The sequence below is a fragment of the Psychrobacter coccoides genome (genome assembly GCF_017498085.1).
In the GTDB taxonomy this organism is placed as follows: Bacteria; Pseudomonadota; Gammaproteobacteria; order Pseudomonadales; family Moraxellaceae; genus Psychrobacter; species Psychrobacter coccoides.
The window spans coordinates 23,863-42,406 of sequence record NZ_JAGBKM010000006.1 but is presented as its reverse complement, the minus strand read 5'-3'; the positions used below and the strand labels follow the sequence as shown (position 1 = coordinate 42,406).

At 46.6% G+C, this 18,544-nt stretch carries 16 protein-coding genes; 9 read left to right on the top strand and 7 right to left on the bottom strand.

The window, feature by feature from the left end; translation table 11 throughout:
- Nucleotides 1–22 precede the first annotated feature (22 nt).
- Nucleotides 23–928, bottom strand: coding sequence for a LysR family transcriptional regulator (locus J3492_RS04875; protein ID WP_207990485.1), 906 nt, complete (start codon nt 926–928; stop codon nt 23–25).
- A gap of 279 nt (nt 929–1,207) precedes the next feature.
- Between J3492_RS04875 and J3492_RS04870 the strand changes: the two genes are divergently transcribed.
- The 6 genes from J3492_RS04870 (at nt 1,208) to J3492_RS04845 (ending at nt 8,911) form a co-directional block, all read left to right on the top strand.
- Nucleotides 1,208–1,597, top strand: a complete 390-nt coding sequence (locus J3492_RS04870; RefSeq protein WP_207990484.1) for a RidA family protein — start codon at nt 1,208–1,210, stop codon at nt 1,595–1,597.
- A gap of 80 nt (nt 1,598–1,677) precedes the next feature.
- Nucleotides 1,678–3,153, top strand: coding sequence for an aldehyde dehydrogenase family protein (locus J3492_RS04865; RefSeq protein WP_207990482.1), 1,476 nt, complete (start codon nt 1,678–1,680; stop codon nt 3,151–3,153).
- 193 nt (nt 3,154–3,346) lie between these two features.
- Nucleotides 3,347–4,336 carry a membrane dipeptidase gene (locus J3492_RS04860; protein ID WP_207990480.1) on the top strand — a complete coding sequence of 330 codons (990 nt, stop codon included), beginning with the start codon at nt 3,347–3,349 and terminating at the stop codon, nt 4,334–4,336.
- Between the two features lie 247 nt (nt 4,337–4,583).
- The gene (locus J3492_RS04855) at nt 4,584–6,278 is read left to right on the top strand and encodes a BCCT family transporter (protein ID WP_207990478.1); all 1,695 of its coding nucleotides are present in this window, start codon (nt 4,584–4,586) and stop codon (nt 6,276–6,278) included.
- Between the two features lie 152 nt (nt 6,279–6,430).
- A complete protein-coding gene (locus J3492_RS04850) occupies nt 6,431–8,173 on the top strand; it encodes a hypothetical protein (protein WP_207990476.1) in 1,743 nt (580 codons plus the stop codon).
- Nucleotides 8,174–8,185: 12 nt separating this feature from the next.
- Nucleotides 8,186–8,911, top strand: coding sequence for a DUF3726 domain-containing protein (locus tag J3492_RS04845; protein WP_207990474.1), 726 nt, complete (start codon nt 8,186–8,188; stop codon nt 8,909–8,911).
- 71 nt (nt 8,912–8,982) lie between these two features.
- On the opposite strand, the gene J3492_RS04840 is transcribed toward J3492_RS04845, so the two are convergent.
- The 6 genes from J3492_RS04840 to pstS all read right to left on the bottom strand — a co-directional run bounded on the left by J3492_RS04840 (nt 8,983) and on the right by pstS (nt 14,955).
- Nucleotides 8,983–9,348 (bottom strand): MliC family protein, encoded by a 366-nt coding sequence (locus tag J3492_RS04840; protein ID WP_207990472.1) that lies wholly within the window; start codon nt 9,346–9,348, stop codon nt 8,983–8,985.
- 76 nt (nt 9,349–9,424) lie between these two features.
- Nucleotides 9,425–10,207: a phosphate signaling complex protein PhoU gene (gene phoU, locus J3492_RS04835; RefSeq protein ID WP_207990470.1), complete on the bottom strand. Its 783-nt coding sequence runs from the start codon at nt 10,205–10,207 to the stop codon at nt 9,425–9,427.
- A gap of 295 nt (nt 10,208–10,502) precedes the next feature.
- A complete protein-coding gene (pstB, locus tag J3492_RS04830) occupies nt 10,503–11,261 on the bottom strand; it encodes a phosphate ABC transporter ATP-binding protein PstB (protein ID WP_243453119.1) in 759 nt (252 codons plus the stop codon).
- A 250-nt stretch (nt 11,262–11,511) separates the two neighbouring features.
- Entirely contained in the window at nt 11,512–12,297 is a 786-nt protein-coding gene (gene pstA / locus J3492_RS04825) for a phosphate ABC transporter permease PstA (RefSeq protein WP_424108385.1), read from the bottom strand.
- 187 nt (nt 12,298–12,484) lie between these two features.
- Nucleotides 12,485–13,438 (bottom strand): phosphate ABC transporter permease subunit PstC, encoded by a 954-nt coding sequence (gene pstC / locus J3492_RS04820; RefSeq protein ID WP_207990463.1) that lies wholly within the window; start codon nt 13,436–13,438, stop codon nt 12,485–12,487.
- Nucleotides 13,439–13,791: 353 nt separating this feature from the next.
- Complete coding sequence (pstS, locus tag J3492_RS04815; protein ID WP_207990461.1) at nt 13,792–14,955, bottom strand: phosphate ABC transporter substrate-binding protein PstS; 1,164 nt, start codon at nt 14,953–14,955, stop codon at nt 13,792–13,794.
- 316 nt (nt 14,956–15,271) lie between these two features.
- Between pstS and ccmI the strand changes: the two genes are divergently transcribed.
- The 3 genes from ccmI (at nt 15,272) to torC (ending at nt 18,387) form a co-directional block, all read left to right on the top strand.
- Nucleotides 15,272–16,546, top strand: coding sequence for a c-type cytochrome biogenesis protein CcmI (gene ccmI / locus J3492_RS04810; RefSeq protein ID WP_207990459.1), 1,275 nt, complete (start codon nt 15,272–15,274; stop codon nt 16,544–16,546).
- A gap of 293 nt (nt 16,547–16,839) precedes the next feature.
- Nucleotides 16,840–17,013 (top strand): periplasmic nitrate reductase, NapE protein, encoded by a 174-nt coding sequence (locus tag J3492_RS04805; protein ID WP_243453111.1) that lies wholly within the window; start codon nt 16,840–16,842, stop codon nt 17,011–17,013.
- Nucleotides 17,014–17,142: 129 nt separating this feature from the next.
- Nucleotides 17,143–18,387, top strand: coding sequence for a pentaheme c-type cytochrome TorC (gene torC / locus J3492_RS04800; protein WP_207990457.1), 1,245 nt, complete (start codon nt 17,143–17,145; stop codon nt 18,385–18,387).
- Nucleotides 18,388–18,544 lie beyond the last annotated feature (157 nt).

Below are 18,544 nucleotides of genomic sequence, written 5' to 3'. Positions count from 1 at the left end.
TTCACAAACTATAGCAGTATTGTTATAACAAATAGTGGTCCTGAATATAAGTCATACATAACTCATAAAAGGCTTGGGCTGACGGTGAGATAGTTTTATCGGCCAATTTAAAAATACCGATTTGCCGCTCCAAAGCGGGCTCCAGTAAGTCAATCCAAACCAGCTTTGGCTCATTAGCAGGGAAGGCAAGTTTGGGCAAGGTGGTGATGCCAAGGTCATTGCGCAGTAGGGAAAACAAGGAGGTGATGTTTTCGACCGTGTAGCGGGCGTTGCGATTGAGCAGCTCAGCTGGCGTGTTTTCAAGCAAGCGGCAAGTACCGTTATAGATAAAGGGCTGCGTGACCAGTTGTTGCCACTTCAGCCCTTTTGTTTGTTGACCTTTTTGCAGGTTTTTTGATTGGTTTAACGCATTGCTTTTTAAGCACACCACGCCGATAGGGTCTGAGATCAGCGGGGTAAAGTCGATATCCGCCTGATCCATACTGGTACAGTTGCCCAAAGCCAAATCCACCTCTCCTGTCAGCAGCCTGTTTACCACTCCGATAGCATTATCATCTATCAATACAATCTCGATATCTGGGTATTTCTTGGAATATTCGACCAGTACGCTAGGCAACAGCTTGGTCACCAATGAGGGTACACTGGCAATCCTTATTTTACCCTTGTCACCTGCTGCCGCTGCCTTTAGGTCCTCTTCTAATGCTCGATAGCTACTGAGAAACTGCGCCATCTTGGGCAAGCAGGTCTCGCCAAAAGGGGTGAGTGTGGCTTTATTACCACTTTCAAAAAGAGGTTGGCCTAGCGTCTTTTCTAGCTCCTTGATAGACGCTGACAAGGCGGCTTGTGATCGATGAGCACGATGAGCGGCGGCACGAAAGCCGCCTTCTTCTACCACCAATAAAAAATGCCGTAATTGTTGTAGTTTCATGGTTGTCTCGCCTGCCTGTGACTTAGCTATCTTTGGTGCTTTTTAATTTTGAACGTATCTTTGGTATCGCTTACCTGAATTCTATTATGTGTTACTTATCAATTGGCTAGGGACTCATTTAAGCGTTCAATGTTTAAAGATAGTGATAGGTTTAATCTATCATATATAAAGTTTAATTAGTTAGATTTATCGATGGTAATTGCGTAGGATAAAGCCCATACCAAATGAATACCCAAAAAAAGGGTTTGGTGCCACCATTTATTGAAAGGATAGGACAGTATGGCGACTCCCTCAACCAAACAAGCGGTTAACACCTCACTTTATGCCTCTAAGTCACCGTTAGAGTGGGCAGTTACTCATGGTGGCACGCTGTATACTGCGCAGATTCCTATTGATGATAAGGGTGAAGTGGTCGCAGGTGGTATCGAAGCGCAAACTCGGCAAACGCTAGACAACCTTAAGCACACGCTAGAATGTGCAGGTGTCGGTATGGATGCGGTATTGCAGGTGCTGATCTATGTGACCGACCGCGAGTATCTACAGACCGTCAACCAAGTGTATGCTGAATACTTTGCAGCACCATATCCAAATCGTGCAGCGCTGGTAATAGCAGGACTGGCTCGTGAAGAGATGATGGTAGAGCTGGTCGTTTATGCTGCTGTGCCGTAAGTTTTGAATATATTTCTATTTTTTATTTACCAAGTTTTTTAATCGCTTTGTTTTTTAATCGCTTTAATAAGGATGTTCTTATGTCAGCCCAAAATACCCAACAAGTATTACAACAAGACCCAACCAAGTCACTTTATATCAATGGTGAATGGCAAGCGGGCGCTGATACCATTGCTAATATCAACCCATCTGATACCAGTGAAATCATTGGTGAGTTTGCACAAGCCAGTCAGGATCAAGTCAAAGACGCCATCGCAGCGGCACGTCAGGCGCAGCCAAAATGGGAAGCGACACCACTTGAGAAGAGACAGTCTATCCTGCAAGCGATCGGTGATGAGATGATTGCCCGCTGTGATGAGCTGGGTACATTGCTCTCACGTGAAGAAGGCAAGCCATTTGCCGAAGGTCGCGGTGAGATTTATCGTGCTGGGCAGTTCTTCCATTATTATGCCGCCGAAGTGTTACGCCAAATAGGTGATAGCGCTGACTCTGTCCGTCCTGGGGTAAAAGTGGAAGTCACTCGTGAAGCCGTCGGTGTGGTGGCGATTATCTCGCCTTGGAACTTCCCAACTGCGACTGCTGTATGGAAAATTGCGCCAGCTTTAGCATTTGGTAACAGTGTCATCTGGAAGCCTGCGAACTTAACGCCTGCCAGTGCGGTCGCGTTAGCGGAAATCATTCACCGTCAAGGTATGCCTGAAGGTACGTTTAACCTGCTATTGGGTGGCGGCTCTAGCGTAGGTGATGCGCTCATCAACTCTAAAGACATCGATGCGGTCAGCTTCACAGGTTCTGTCGCCACAGGTCGCAAAGTCGCTGCTGCTACGGCACCAAACTTCATCCGCTGCCAGCTTGAGATGGGCAGTAAGAACGCTTTGGTCATCGCTGATGATGCAGATTTACAACTTGCCATTGATATGGCGGTTGCTGGTGCCTTTGGCGGTTCAGGGCAAAAATGTACCGCTTCTTCACGTCTCATCGTCATGGACAGTATCCACGATGCCTTCGTCGAAGGTGTGGTCGCAAAAATGAAGACGCTAAAGGTTGGTCATGCGCTGGAAGACGGCATCTTTATGGGGCCTGTGGTCGATGATAAGCAACTGGCGTCAAACATGGATTGGATCGAAAAAGCCAAGAAATCTGGAGCTAATTTAGCTTTTGGTGGTGAGCGTTTAGAGATGGCGCATGATGGCTATTATATGGCGCCGACCTTATTTACTGAGACTGATAACAGCTGGGATGTCAACCAAGAAGAAGTGTTTGCCCCGCTTGCTTGTGTCTTGCGTGTCAAGGACTTGGAAGAAGCGATTGCGATGACCAATGATACCCGCTTTGGTTTGACTGGCGGCATCATTACCCAAAGTCTGCGCAGTAGTGCGATGTTTAAAGAGCAAGTACAAGCTGGCTGCGTGATGGTCAATTTAGCGACTGCGGGTACCGATTATCATGTGCCATTTGGTGGCCGTAAGGAGTCGAGCTTTGGCCCGCGTGAGCAAGGTCAGTATGCCAAAGAGTTTTATACCATCGTCAAGACCGCTTATCAAAAAGCGTATTAATAAAAATGAATATAAAGCACTTAATTTGTCATAGCTAATGTAAAGTTAAGTATGCTGGGATGAATTTTTCGAAGCCTCTGTGAGCATAGCGAACAGCAAGCGAGGAAAATTTATACCAGCTATACGAAATAATTGACAACCTTATTTTAATGAGTGCCTGACATACTTTATCAAAGCACAAAAGGATAGCAAGATGTACCAAGATCATATCGTCATCGACGGATTACAGTATAGTCATTGGGATCGTGACTACTTCAAGATGCTAAAAGATAGTGGTATCAATGCGGTACACGCCACCTTGGTCTATCATGAAGATGCACGTCAGACCATGACCCGCTTTGCTGAGTGGCACGCACGCTTTGAGCAAAACAGCGATTTGATTATGCCCGTTTATTCGGTCAGCGACATCAAAACCGCAAAAGAGCAGGGCAGGGTCGGTATCTTTTTTGGTGCGCAAAACTGCTCACCCATTGATGATGAAATTGGTCTGATTAGTGTCATGCGCCGTATGGGGCTCTTGATTATGCAGCTGACGTATAACAACCAAAGCTTACTGGCAACTGGTTGTTATGAATCAAAAGACAGCGGCGTCACCCGCTTTGGTCAACAGGCCATTAAAGAGATGAATCGGGTCGGTATGATTATCGACATGTCACACAGTGCTGAGCAGTCTACGCTTGAGGCGATAGAAGTCTCCTCACGTCCGATATGTATCAGTCACGCCAATCCGACCACCGCACATGATGCCCTGCGTAATAAATCAGATACCGTCATCAGTGCCTTAACCAAAGCGGGCGGGCTATTAGGCTTTAGCTTATATCCGTTCCACTTGCCCAATGGTAGCGACTGTACGCTTGATGACTTTTGCAGAATGATTGCCAATTGCGCCGATAAATACGGCGTCGAGCATTTAGCCATCGGTAGTGATTTATGTCTCAATCAGCCGCAAGCAGTGCTTGAGTGGATGCGTAATGGTCGTTGGTCAAAGGCGATGGATTATGGTGAAGGCAATGCCAACAACTCAGGCTGGCCAGATACTCTGCCGTGGTTCGCAGGCAAAGATGGTATGGAAAACATCTATAACGGTCTTTTACAGCATGGTTTTAATGAGACTGACGCTGGCAAAATCATCGGGCAAAACTGGTTTGACTTTTTAGAGCAAGGCTTAAAGCCTTTGGCTTAACGATGAGCCAATGAGCGCTTAAAAGCTCACTGCAAGATGTCATTTGATACGTTTAGGTTTGCACATTATCACTTCAAAACGCTATAAAACGACTTCGTTTTATAGCGTTAAGCCCCTTTGTAGAAATAGGAATCTATGATAAATAGATTTGAAATAAGCAAGGCAATGGGATGGTTTAGGTATATCCCAATACTATAACGCCTGATTTACACCATGTAATGTTAGCATTAGCATATGGAGCCACCTCATGGCCGATTTAAAAGGATTTAATAGTGATGAGCAAGGACGCTCAGCCGCTGTCAATATAGCAGCTGATAGCGCACCTCATGTGACAACCCCCATACACACAGACGCCGATACCGATACCTTGGGTCTTAAAAACCCAGCGTTTTGGTACAGTGGCGGTTTTATTACCTTCTTCGTTTTAATGGCCATCTTTGCCGAGGCGCAATTAGCAGAGATCGTCAATGCCAGCTTTGCTTGGTCGGTTAATATATTTGGCCCCTTTTGGCAGATACTGTTATTAGCGACCTTTGTCATTGCTTTGGCTGTTGGCGCTGGTCGTACGGGACGGGTCATTTTAGGTAATCTGCCGGTACCTGAAATGGACAGCTTTAAGTGGATGGCCATCTTGTTTTGTACGCTGCTTGCTGGCGGCGGGGTGTTTTGGGCAGCCGCTGAGCCTATTGCGCATTATGTTACAGCGCCGCCTTTATATGGTGAGTCCGCAGATCTGCAGCAGCGTGCGTTCAACGCTTTGTCACAGTCTTTTATGCATTGGGGGTTTTTGGCGTGGTCGATCGTCGGTAGCTTGACGGCCATCGTGGTGATGCATCTGCACTATGACAAAGGCTTACCGCTGAAGCCGCGCACCTTGCTGTATCCTGTATTTGGTGAGCGAGTTCTTACTGGTCAGACGGGCGCCATTATCGATGCGTGCTGTATCGTTGCGGTAGCGGCAGGTACCATCGGTCCGATTGGATTTTTAGGTCTACAAACCAGCTACGCACTTAATGAGCTATTTGGTATTCCTGATACCTTTATCACTCAGCTGATGATCATTGTGTTTGCGATTGCACTTTATACTATTTCAGCGATCAGTGGACTGACACGTGGGATGCAATTGCTCAGCCGCTTTAACGTCACGCTGGCCTTTGCGTTGATGGTGTTTATTTTAATCTTTGGGCCGACCAACTTTATCGTGAATGGTTATATTCAAGGTGTCGGTAGTTTGGTTGATAGCTTTATCCCAATGGCCACGTACCGTGGTGATGAAAGCTGGCTAAGCTGGTGGACAGTGTTTTTTTGGGGCTGGTTTTTGGGCTATGGCCCGATGATGGCTATCTTCATCGCTCGTATTTCACGTGGCCGTACCATTCGAGAGCTGATTACCACGGTTTGTATCATTGCGCCACTGGTCACCTGCTTTTGGTTCACCATCGTCGGTGGCTCGGGGCTGGCGTTTGAGATTGCCAATCCGGGTAGTGTGAGCGCCGCCTTTGAAGGTTTTAACTTACCCGGTGCCTTATTAGCGGTCACGCAGCAGCTACCGTTTCCTTTGATTACCTCGATCCTGTTTTTAATTTTGACCACGATTTTTATCGTGACGACAGGGGACTCGATGACCTATACCATCAGTGTGGTCATCAGTGGCGAGCGTGAGCCAAACGCTATGATTCGTACCTTTTGGGGCATCATGATGGGGGTGACTGCCATCGTCTTGATCTCGCTTGGTTCAGGTGGGGTAAGTGCCTTGCAGTCATTTATTGTGATTACTGCAGTTCCGGTGTCCTTTGTCTTATTGCCATCGCTATGGAACGGTCCTCAGATTGCTCAGCAAATGGCACGAGAGCAAGACTTGTATCGCCCTAATAAGGTGGTGGTCAATCATCGAATAGCAGAAGAAAAACTTGCTAAACAAAAGGTTGTCGCAGAGAAGTAAATCATCGGTCAACCATATATAACCTGCTGATTATGATAGTGATTTATTTAAGGTATTAAAATGGTTGTTTTTTAAAGGGCTTTGTTTAAAAGTACCTCGTACAAACCGTTAGCCAGTTAACTGGTCTGACATATTTTTAAGGTAGTGGCATTATGAATGTGGTTCACGCAAGCAATAAGAGCATTGACGTAGCGACACTGTCTTTACGCAGCCCCGATGTGGTCATGAATGCTGAGCGGCTGGGCGCCATGCACCAGACACGTATCAGTTTTGTGCGCACATTACTGCGTAAAATGGATAGAGAAAAATGGTCGCTGAGCACCCATCTTTGGGATTTGGATGACAATGGTTATGGACAAGTCATTTATCGCCTGACGACGCCTGAGCACACCTATCACTTGGTGGTGTTTTGCAATGAGATTGCCGATGACGAGCGCAATGATCGAGTGATCGCCCAAAAGTGGGACGTCACCTTTGGTCTGGTGTTTGGTGAGATCGGTCAAGCGCTGCTCGATGATCTAAAGGCCAATGTACCGCTACAAGAAGCAGGCCGCAACTCCAACATGGTGATGGTACTGGCACGAGCCAACAAGAGCGTGCGCGTCTTTGAGCATATTGTCAGCGCCTTGGCTGCTGGACGCCAGCCTGATCTCGAGGTGCTCGCACAAGTTGGCTATATCCTGCGTACCACGGCGGTCTATGGCAACGGCAAATTTGGTATTTATGACTTTAAACCCTTAGATCATAGTGAAGACTTTAATCAGTCGTTTCGTGCGCAGATGTGTGCCGTTTACTTGCTACGCGAGTTTAGCCTTGATTGGGTTGATTTTTTGGCAAAGAAAAAGGGCGGCAATAAAGCCGTCGCCCTGCATCCAGAGATTAAGCGTTATCTTGGTATAGGCAATGCCACGGGTCTGGGTATGGCGCCATATCTCATCAACCATCCTTGTGTCGTCGACCAGTGGCTCACCACTCGTGAAGAAGCGGTACAAGCGACCTTGGTTTGTGATATTGAGGCAGAAAAGGTGGCGTATTTTTCTAGCTTGCTTGCGCGCGCCATTCAGCACTTTAGCGAAATCGTTACCATTAATGAGCAGCAAGCCACATTAAACGAGGTTGTCGTTACAGAGTTGAGTGCCTTACAAAGTGAGTTAACGACAGTTATTCAAAACCACACGACATGGGCAGAGTTCCTGCAGGCTTATGATCATTTGAGCTTTGAGAGTCAAGAAGTCATTATCTCTTGCTTAATGGAGCTGTATCCTGAGCGAGTCGATGCGTTTCAAGAAAAAGTCAACGCTGATGAGACCTTGTCATTACCGAAAGGCAAAGTGATTCAAGATTTGCTTGATGTCTTAGAGTCACGCTATCAATGGGCGGTTAATATCGACTTTGATGAGCCTGAGAATCGCTATTGGTTTTGGTATCGCTCAGTGGATAAAGAGGAGCCACGCATGGGCGTGCGTGGACAAGAGCCAGGCGATGATCGTGAGCTGGCATTGGACATTGCTCGACAAACCAAAAATCTGTATACGGTACTGCAGCAGGCCGATCCGCAGCAGCTCATATCTGAGTTTATATTAAGCAAACCTAAATACCGCTCTATCGCTCGCCGTGTCTGGACCATGGGGCACAAAAAAATGGGCGATATTCAGATGAATGTCTTGCACAAAGATACCCTGCCGATTCATCTACTGCGCTGTAAGCTCTCGATGTTTGGTGCGACCAAGTTCGATCCCAGATCTGATCGCTGGGTGCGCATCACCTTGTTTCAGGGTGCGCCTGTATTTAGTGACATACATAGTGATGAGTGGCTGTTTCCTTTATTACCCAATTTGTCAAAAGAAGCGTCGTCAATAAAAGAGCCGTTAATCAAACAGTCACCCACACAGTAAAGGAGGTTCGACATGATTGTATCGCACAACGAAATCGTGGCAATGGTGTATAAAGCCTTTGCTGGCATGCACCGAGAAGTCGGCGAAGCTGACGTCATCGCCTCTATGGTGGCAGAGCTTGAGATGGCAGGACTGGACGGTGTACGTCATTTCAATAATGCCACGCCTTTTATCTTAACTGAACAAGATGCGCCCATCGATATCGTCCATCAAGAGACTGGCGCCATTCGCTTTGACTTACATAGCAGCAGTTTGATTTGTCATTTGCCTGCCATTATGGACTATGCGTTAGAAAAGATGGGCGATCTGGATCACTTTCAGATTTATCTGATGAACTGTCACAATCGCTGGCTGGCTTATAGCGAGTTGGTCAAGCTCGCTGATAACGGTATCGCTTGTCTGGCTAAGTGGGACAATGGCTCAGCGCCTAAGCATACTTTATTTACCCTAAATCAAGGCTTTGTCTATCCTGATATCTACTTCTTTAATAAGGCGCAAGCCAACTATAATACTGACGATATGATCATTGAGCTGGCTACCTCAAACTTTGATATCGAAGACGATATCCAGCACTTCGATCATAAGATATCGACGGATGAGCTGTTTGAGACCCATCAGCGCTCATGGAAAGAGGGCATTCATGTCGATGATGAGCAGTGGGCGATACTCAAAAAAACAGCGGCTGCTATATTAGTCGAAAACAGCGAGCTATCAAGCAAAGGAGCGGGCGGGGTATAGTGAGTAATGCTTATTAACCGCTGTAAAAGCCATTAATAAGCATGAGTCGAGTCGTAACAGCTAATAAGCGCCTATTTTTTTAGAGTGCAGTTGACCTTGTATATACGATCGTTCACTGAGCGAATGCTCAGGACGCCTACATTGGCTTTGGTCTGCCACTCGTAGCTGGCTTTAGAGCTTGATTCTTTAATATAGCGTGTACCAGAGCCTGATACTGCTTGTCTCAAGCTAACTTTTTGCTGACTGATACCTAGTCTGGGTAGCGTCAAGCTTAAGTTAGCGAGCTTGCCATTGCTCACATAAGCGGCTGTCACTTTAGCGTTATCCTCACAGGTAAAGGTTTGAGCTTGCGTACTATTACTACTATTCATGGGTGCGTTAGTTGCACAAGCTGCCAGTAATAAAAAAATAGGAGTGATAGCCAATACTTTTTTCATGATATGCCTCAATAATACTATCTATCGATAGGTCTAAGATATGAAGCATATATTACAATAAGTGCTGTCTGTTGTGTTAATCTTCGTCATTATTTAACAGCCCGCTATCAGCTACTGATAAAGGAGAGGCTTGACGTGCCGCTATCCGATCATTGGCTTCTTGCACCGCTTTTTCGACCAGAGCATAGTCTGAGTGGCGTACATCGTGGCCGCTAATATAGTTAATGACCAGCTCGGCGATATTTTGTGCATGATCACCAATACGCTCAAGCGCACGCAATACCCACACGATATTGATGACCTTGGAGACGTGGCGCGCGTCCTCCATGATATAAGTCATCAAGGCACGAATCGCTGACTGATATTCCTCATTGACCACATCATCATTGCGCATCACCTCAAACGCCTGCTCAGCATTGGACTGACTAAAAGCCTCTAGCGCATTGTGCAGCATCAGACGCACTTGATTGCTCAGATGCTGCACTTCGGCATAGCCATACGCTGATTTGCCTTGGGCGGCGAGCTTATTGGCCATTTTAGCAATTTTGACCGCTTCATCACCGATGCGCTCCAAATCCACCACGCCTTTACTGATGGACATCACCAAACGCAAGTCACTGGCCGCAGGCTGACGCTTGGCGACCAATAATAAGATATGCTCATCGAGCTCGACCTCCTGCCGATTGATATCAAAATCCATCTCGATGACTTCTTGCGCCAGTGTGTCATCCTTGTCGATAAGGGCATGAATGGCTTTGGCAACTTGGCTAGCCGCATGGTCGCCCATCACCAAAAACAGACGAATGGCTTCGTCCAAATCTTGATCAAAACTTTTGGAGATGTGCTTGTCACTTTGCATAAGAGGTATTCCCTAAAATCTGTATATTAATGGCGTGCTGCTGGCATAGCTGTATTGTTGTTATAGTCAGTTCAACATAAAAAAGAACACGGGTCATAGTATGCTACTGGTATAAATTTTCCTTGCGTGCTGTATACACAGAGGCTGCGCAAAATTCATCCCAGTAGCGCTTTGGAACTTATGACAGTTTTGTTTTCAACTGATTATATCTTCTAAAATAAATCAACAATGGCAAGGTATGTTTTTTAATTTGTGTAAATAGCTTTAGTCTGCTGTACTTTCAATCTGTACAGTGTTAGCCATAACGACCCGTAATATAATCTTCCGTGGCTTTTTGCGCCGGCGTGGTAAATACTTGATTCGTCTCGCCCATCTCAACCATATCGCCCAGATACATATAGACCGTATAGTCTGAGACGCGCGCCGCCTGCTGCATGTTGTGAGTGACGATGGCGATGGTGTAGTCGTTTTTTAAGTCTTCAATCAAATCCTCGATGGCGCCTGTCGAGAGTGGGTCAAGCGCCGAAGTTGGCTCATCGAGCAGTAGCACTTCAGGCTTGGTAGCGACACTACGAGCGATACACAGACGCTGCTGCTGGCCGCCTGATAACGACAAGCCTGAGGCTTTGAGCTTGTCTTTTACCTCCGGCCATAGTGCCGATTTTCTTAGTGCCCATTCCACCCGATTATCCAGCTCAGCTTTGCTTAGCCTTTCATAGAGACGCACACCAAAGGCGACATTGTCATAGATGGACATTGGGAACGGCGTCGGCTTTTGAAAGACCATACCCACCTGCGCGCGTAGCAGGTTGACATCGATGTCTTTGCCTAAGATGTTTTTGCCATCGAGGTTGATACTGCCTTCTGCACGCATGCCTGGGTATAAGTCATACATACGGTTAAAGGTACGGAGCAGGGTCGATTTGCCGCAACCTGAGGGGCCGATGAAGGCAGTGACTTTTTTATCAGGAATGTCGATATTGATGTTTTTTAATGCCTGAAAATCACCATAATAAAAGCTCAAATCACGAATCTGCATTTTTGCCGCTGGCATGTTTTTAGGAATATCATGCCGTGTTTGCTTAGTTAAATTTGACGAATCTGGCTGCGACAGTTGCGTGGTCGTCGCCATCGATCTATTGAATAAGTTGGCTGTGGTCGTATCAAAGTTACTGCTATCTGCTGTGCTACGCGTTTTGCTGATGACGTCATTCATAATGTTATCCAACCTAGCTTGATGAATATAAATTTAGGTAAATGGGTATATAAAGTGATTTGGTGGTAGGCCTTATCGACTCTGGCTGCTATTTGCTGGAGCTGCGTCCACCGATAAACCTTGCCAAAATATTGAGTACCAATACCGAGGCGGTAATCAGCAGTGCAGCGGCCCATGCAAGTGCATGCCAATTGTCATAAGGACTCATCGCAAACTGATAAATGGTGTTCGGCAAGTTGGCAATCGGCTGACTCATATCGGTACTAAAGTATTGATTATTCAATGCCGTAAATAGTAACGGCGCCGTCTCACCGGTGATTCTGGCAAAGGCCAACAGCACACCAGTGGTCAGCCCCGCTCGAGCCGCTTTAATCGTCACTTGCGTAACCATCCTCCACTTCGGTGTGCCCAATGCATAGGCCGCTTCACGAATGCTATTGGGTACCAGGTTGAGCATGTTTTCAGTCGTGCGCACCACCACAGGCACCACAATCAGTGCCAATGCCAAGGCACCCGCCCACCCAGAGAAGCTTTGGCCTTTGACCATCAAGGCATAAATAAATAGACCAATGACAATCGAGGGGGCAGAGAGCAAAATGTCATTTAAAAAGCGCGTCACTTTGCCAAGCAAGCTGCCTTGCGCAAACTCAGACAAATAAATCCCTGTCATCAGGCCAATGGGCGCACCGATAAATAATCCCGAAAATGCCAACATCACCGAGCCGACAATGGCGTTGCGTAGACCACCTTCGCTCATCGGTGGCGGCGTATCGGCAGTAAAGATAGGCATTTGCACCATGCCCTGAAAGCCTTCGACAAACAGCGTCACCAGTATCCAAAACAGCCAAATCAAGCCAAATACCATCGCCGACATGGCAAAGCCTAGACCCAACTTATTGGCCCAGCGCCGTTTGTTATAAAGGCGTTTGTCGTAGCGGCTATCAAAGCCAGTCTGCGCAGGTAACGCTGAGTGCATCGTATTAGTACGCATAAAACTCATTTCCATTTTTCAAGATTTTTTATCAGCCTGTATATCGCTATCGTCTGTATGTCGTTATGTATTAGCGGTTGCCTGCTTTTTGATCCATACGTATCAGCATGAGCTTAGCCAGCGACAGCACAATAAAGGTGATGATAAATAGTATGAGGCCAAGGTGCAGCAGCGACGCCAGATGTAGCTCACTGGATGCTTCGGCAAACTCATTGGCCAGCGCTGAAGTAATGGTGACACCCGAGGTAAACAGACTTGGGCTGATATTAAAGGCGTTACCAATAAGGAAGGTCACGGCCATGGTCTCACCCAGCGCCCGACCCAACCCCAAGATAACCCCGCCGACCACGCCTGCCTTGGTATAGGGCAAGATAATTTTAAACATCACTTCCCAAGTGGTCGCACCCATGCCGTAAGCCGATTCTTTTAATAAGTCTGGCACCACAGAGAAAACATCGCGCATGGTGGCGGCGATAAAAGGAATAATCATAATGGCAAGCACCAATGAGGCGGTAAACATGCCCAGTCCCATTGGCGCACCGGTAAACAGCTTACCGACGATAGGCAATGGGCCGATATGCTCGATAAACCACGGCTGAATGTGATCGCCAAAAAACGGCGCAAAAACAAACAGTCCCCACATACCGTAGATGATAGAGGGAATACCTGCCAGCAGCTCAATGGCGATACCGAGAGGCTTTTTTAAGAAGGTCGGGCACATCTCGGTCAAAAATATTGCAATACCAAAGCTGACTGGCACGGCGATTAAAATAGCGATAAATGAAGTGACCAGTGTGCCATAGATCGGCGCTAGTGCACCGTACTCATTGGCGACCGTATCCCAATTGTTACTGGTATAAAAGCCAAGACCAAATGTTTGAATACTTGGCCAAGCGCCAATGATCAAAGAGAGCAAAATACCGCCCAAAGATAGCAGCACGAGAACGGCAAATGCCTTGGTGGCATTGACAAATAATGCATCGTAACGTTTTTGTTTTGCCAGTTGCGACCTTAAATCATTCATAAGTGTCTCAGCATCAAATAATGTTAAATCAAAACCTTGAAAAGACTCATCAGGTCTTATCACAGCAAACTAAATCTTAATAAAGGGCGCTATTAACGGTCATTAATAACGCTATTTTTAAATTTGTTGTGATAAAACCTTTGAGACCACTACTGGAGAATAGGTGTCTCAAAGGGGCTTACAAGTGCTGCTATATAGTCGAATCCAAATAAATCAGATACATGGCTATCAAATCACTCAATGAAACGTTTTTTTCTTGCGTGCTGTGCCTACGCCGACAGAGGCTGCGAAAAACAACGTTTCATCTCGCTATATCGTTTTTATATCGGACTTATGATGCATATGTAGACAAACTACTGAGCTGGTTTGTAGACAGGTTGACCATCGCTGCCCTTGACTTCATTCCACTGCGCTTTAAAGAGCGCAACAGCGGTATCAGAGAAAGGCACATAATCTAGGGCTAAGGCACTATCATCACCTTGGGCATACGCCCAATCAAAGAAGTTCAACACGCCAGCCACTTGCTGTGGGTTTTCTGGTTGCTTGTGTACCAAGATAAAGGTAGCAGCAGCGATGGGCCACGCTTGCTCAGTCTCAGAGTTGGTGATGACTTTATAAAAGCCTGCTTGCTGTGACCAATCGATGTCACCTGCCGCAGCAAAGGTCTCAGCAGATGGCTGCACGAAGTTACCCGCTGCGTTTTTGAGGGCGGCGTGTGCCATGTTGTTTTGCTTGGCATAAGCATACTCGACGTAGCCGATAGCGTTTTTCATGCGATTGACGTAACTTGATACGCCCTCGTTACCTTTGCCGCCTGCCCCTGTGGCAGAGGTTGGCCACTTGACGGTTTTATCGACACCCACGCTGTCACTCCAGTCGCTTGAGACTTTGGCCAGATAATCGGTAAAGTTAAAGGTCGTGCCTGAGCCATCTGAGCGAAACACGGTGGTAATGGCAGCATCTGGCAGGTTCAAATCTGGGTTCATAGCGGTGATAGCAGGGTCATTCCATTTGCTAATCTTACCCAGATAGATATCGGCTAAGGTTGCGCCGTCCAGCTTTAGCTCACCTGGCCCCACGCCATCGATATTGACAATCGGTACCACGCCACCGATAACGGTTGGAAACTGAATAAGTCCTGCCGCATCCAGCTCTTCAGGGGTCATGGGGGCGTCAGATGCGCCAAAGTCGACGGTTTTTGCTTGGATTTGTTTGATGCCACCTGAGGAGCCGATCGACTGATAGTTGACCTGACCGCCAGTCTTGGCATTATAGTCATAGGACCATTTGGCATAGATAGGTTGCGGGAACGAGGCGCCAGCGCCGGTGATGTTCAGGGCGATGTCTGCAGCAGATTTAAAATCGCTTGCTGGAGAGGATGTCGCTGTGTTGGTGGTTTCTGTATGAGTTATGGCGCTACTACTATCAGCAGCTGAGCTTGAAGGGTCGGTCGATTTATTACAAGCGGTGAGTACTAAGGCACAACTAACGGCGACTGCTAATAACGAATAACGCATGTAGGACTCCTAAAGTTTGACAACAACACAAATTTGAAAAAAGCAAAAACGACTACCTGTGAGATGTGTGGTAGTTTGCCAAGCTTTGATGACAGTTTGATGACAATAGGAAAAAGTTTTTAGCAAATAAACAGTTTTTAGGCCAAGTAATTGAAATAAAAGGACATTTAATGGCAGTTGGAACGACAGCAAACACGCATCATCACCGATTATCGCTTGACAGGCTCAGGTCTAAGTCAGTATTAGTGCTAAAATAGATACGATAAGCTCAGTGCCCTATCTCAACTGAACCCACCTGCGATAAAGAGACGTTTTTATGAGTATACTTTCTAACTTTAGCTTATTTGTCGCTTTGAGCTTATTGCTGTCTATACTGTTGGCAGTGATAGTCATTACGCCTTGGCTGCGTCGCAGAAACTCTGTAGAGATAGACAATCAACTGCTTGATATCAATGTTGACGTATATCAAGCGAGGATACGTGAGCTAAACGCTGATAAAGCTGCCGCTACCATCAGTGATTCTTATTATCAAGCACAAAAAACAGAGCTTGAGCGCCAGCTGCTGGCTGCCAAGCAAGTGACGACAGCCATGCAGCCCCCGAGTTTGGTCAGTCGTTTGATGCTTATGCTATGGATACCTGTGCTGGCTGGATCGGCTTATATGATTATTAGCGACCGCAGTAATGTGTTTACGCTATGGCAAGAGCAGCAGATAGTCGGTCAAGTGGCAGATGACTTGCTCACGGGCAAGATTGATGAGCCGCCAGAGTGGGCGATGAAAGAAGGCTTAGCGCTTTTTTCTGCGATGCAGACCAATGTTCACCACAATGCCCATGATCCGCAGCGCTGGTTAAAACTGGCAGAGATGTTTTTATCATTTGGTGCGACCGAATCAGGTCTAGAAGCCTTATCAAGGGCTTATAGATTGTCTCCTGACGACGAGGACATTGCGATGATGTATGCTCAGACCAGCTTCTTTGCTCTAGGCGGCAGCTTGGATGATAATATCCGTCGTACTTTGCAGGGGGTGCTTGATAGTAGCCCAAATAAAGAAGAAGCGCAGATGATGATGGCGATGGGTGAGGCGCGCGCAGGCAACTATGAGCAGGCACAAGCTTGGATAGGTAAGATGCGTCGCAGTTTTGAACAAAGAGCTGGAGACTATAGCCATGAAATAAGTGGTTTAGACAGTCTGGCTACTGATATCGCTAACCAACAGGCACAGGCAGATGACAGCGTTGATGTGACTGTCACCATAACCCCAAGTTTATTGCCTTTGATAGTCGCTGAGGACGTATTGTTTGTGGCCATTCGAGCCGCCACAGGCGGCGCACCTTATGCCGCCAAGCGGGTACCGATCAGTGATTTAGAGCAAGACCGTATCACTGTCAGTTTGAGTAATGCAGATATGATGATGCCAGATCGAACGTTGCAATCAGCGCAAGCATTAGGGGAGCAGTTGGTCGTGACCGCACGTATCAGCCGCTCAGGTAGTGCAAATACTCAATCTGGCGATCTCACTACCAATCCTATCGTGCTCGAAACCGAGCAACACTCTATACGCATGCAAATCAATCAGCAAGTACCTTAAAGCACCTCTTTAATTTATTGCATTTATTAACCAAACGTATCCAATTTGTCACATTATAATAAGCTTTTATGTTATCCTTAATAGGTGCAGGGATTTGAAGTGATTGCTCATAAAAACAATCATGATATTTTGACGGACCAAAGCGTTTAGTAATCACTTATACCCGACAACCTGTCGTTAATAACACACGCTAAAAATCAGGTTTATTTGTCAATTATATTCAGGTGTTTTACAGTATTTTGAGTCACTTATTATAGCTCATACGCTATCGTAGACAGATTGAGAGGTGCGCCATGCCACATGAAAAACAGCTGCAGCATAAAGAGCAACAACCCATCAAACATCAATGGCTTAGTGCCTTGATTATGTCATTTATTGCTTTGCCGATTATTGCTGGGCTTTTTTTGGCGGCCTATGGCTTTATCGTCTGGTTTGGACAAATGTTGTTTTGGGGCCCGCCGTCTTAGTACATTATCAAGCCGTCTGTAGTAGGACGGCTTTGTTGTTTATTTAGTATTTTGCTACAGACTCCCAAGTACCCAGATTGCGACACACATTACCGCATACATTATGATGAAAAATGGTAAGGAACTATCATGAACGCTATCAAACGCCTATTTGACTGGCTGCGTCGACTATTATTCAAACCTTCAACCCAAATCGGACTGGGCATTCTGATCATTATCGGTTTTGCTGGTGGTGTTTGGTTTTGGGCAGGGTTTACCGCAGCACTTGATGCCACCAATACCGAAGAGTTTTGTCTATCTTGTCATACCATGGAAGACAATATGCTGCCTGAACTACAAAAGACAGTGCACTTCAAAAACCGTACAGGCATTCGAGCAGAGTGTCAGGACTGTCACGTGCCGCATGATTTTACCGACAAAATGGCACGCAAGATGCAGGCTTCACGTGAGGTACTGTCTCATGTGATGGGGGATATCGGTACTCGTGAAAAGTTCTTGGACCATCGTATCGTACTGGCACAGCGTGAGTGGGATCGTTTTAAGGCCAATGATTCAAAAGAGTGCCGAGCATGTCATGATTATGACAGCATGGACTTTAGTAAGATGCGAGTGACCTCACAGATGATCATGCGTAGTGCTGCTGAACGTGACGCCAGCTGTGTGGATTGTCATAAAGGGATTGCGCATGAATTGCCCAATACTGAAGGCATGCACAACCCAGCCTTTGACTCTTTGCTCTCTGAAGCAGGCAGCACCAAGGTTAAAGAAGGTGAGACGTACTTTAATGTCATCCCTCAAGCGCTCTACACTACAGAAGACAAAGACACCCAAGCAGGGACTATTGAGATTGCAACGCCTGTCAAGGCTATCGCACATAAGGATGGCATGACACAGATCGAGCTGGATATGTGGCGCAAAAACAAAGGCTATGGCCGAGTCTGGTATACCTACTTTGGTCTAAATATCCCTGATGTGACCATCGATAAAGAGCTGGCTCGTGATGAAGAGTTAGTGACGGTGACCAGCGCTAAAGAAGATCCGCTAACAGGTCTAGAGTGGCAAAAAGTCAGTGGTACATTTTGGGTGGCTGATGGTGGTCTGATGGAGAGTATTGAGCCGGCATGGGACATCGCCAGTCAGACTTATGATGACAATTGTAGTACCTGTCACCGTCAACCAGCACCAAGCTCACATGATGCCAACCAATGGCCGGGTCTATGGAGCGGTATGGTAGGGTTTACTAACTTAGATGATGAAACAGGGGCACTGGTACTGAAGTATCTTCAGCTAAACTCCTCAGACTTTGGTGAGAGCTCTGAGGGCGGCTCGATTGAAAACACCATTCAAGATGCTAGACCTGGTGTGGTCTCTTAACCAAAAACCTCTTGAGCAGCTACTGGCCGGCCTACGATATCGTAGGTCAGCCTCTAAAACCAGCACAACATCAATTAAGTATTTATAGCCCAGTAATATTTACCATCAAGTAAATAGGCAACTACCAACAAGATCGAATCATGGCACCGATAAGTGG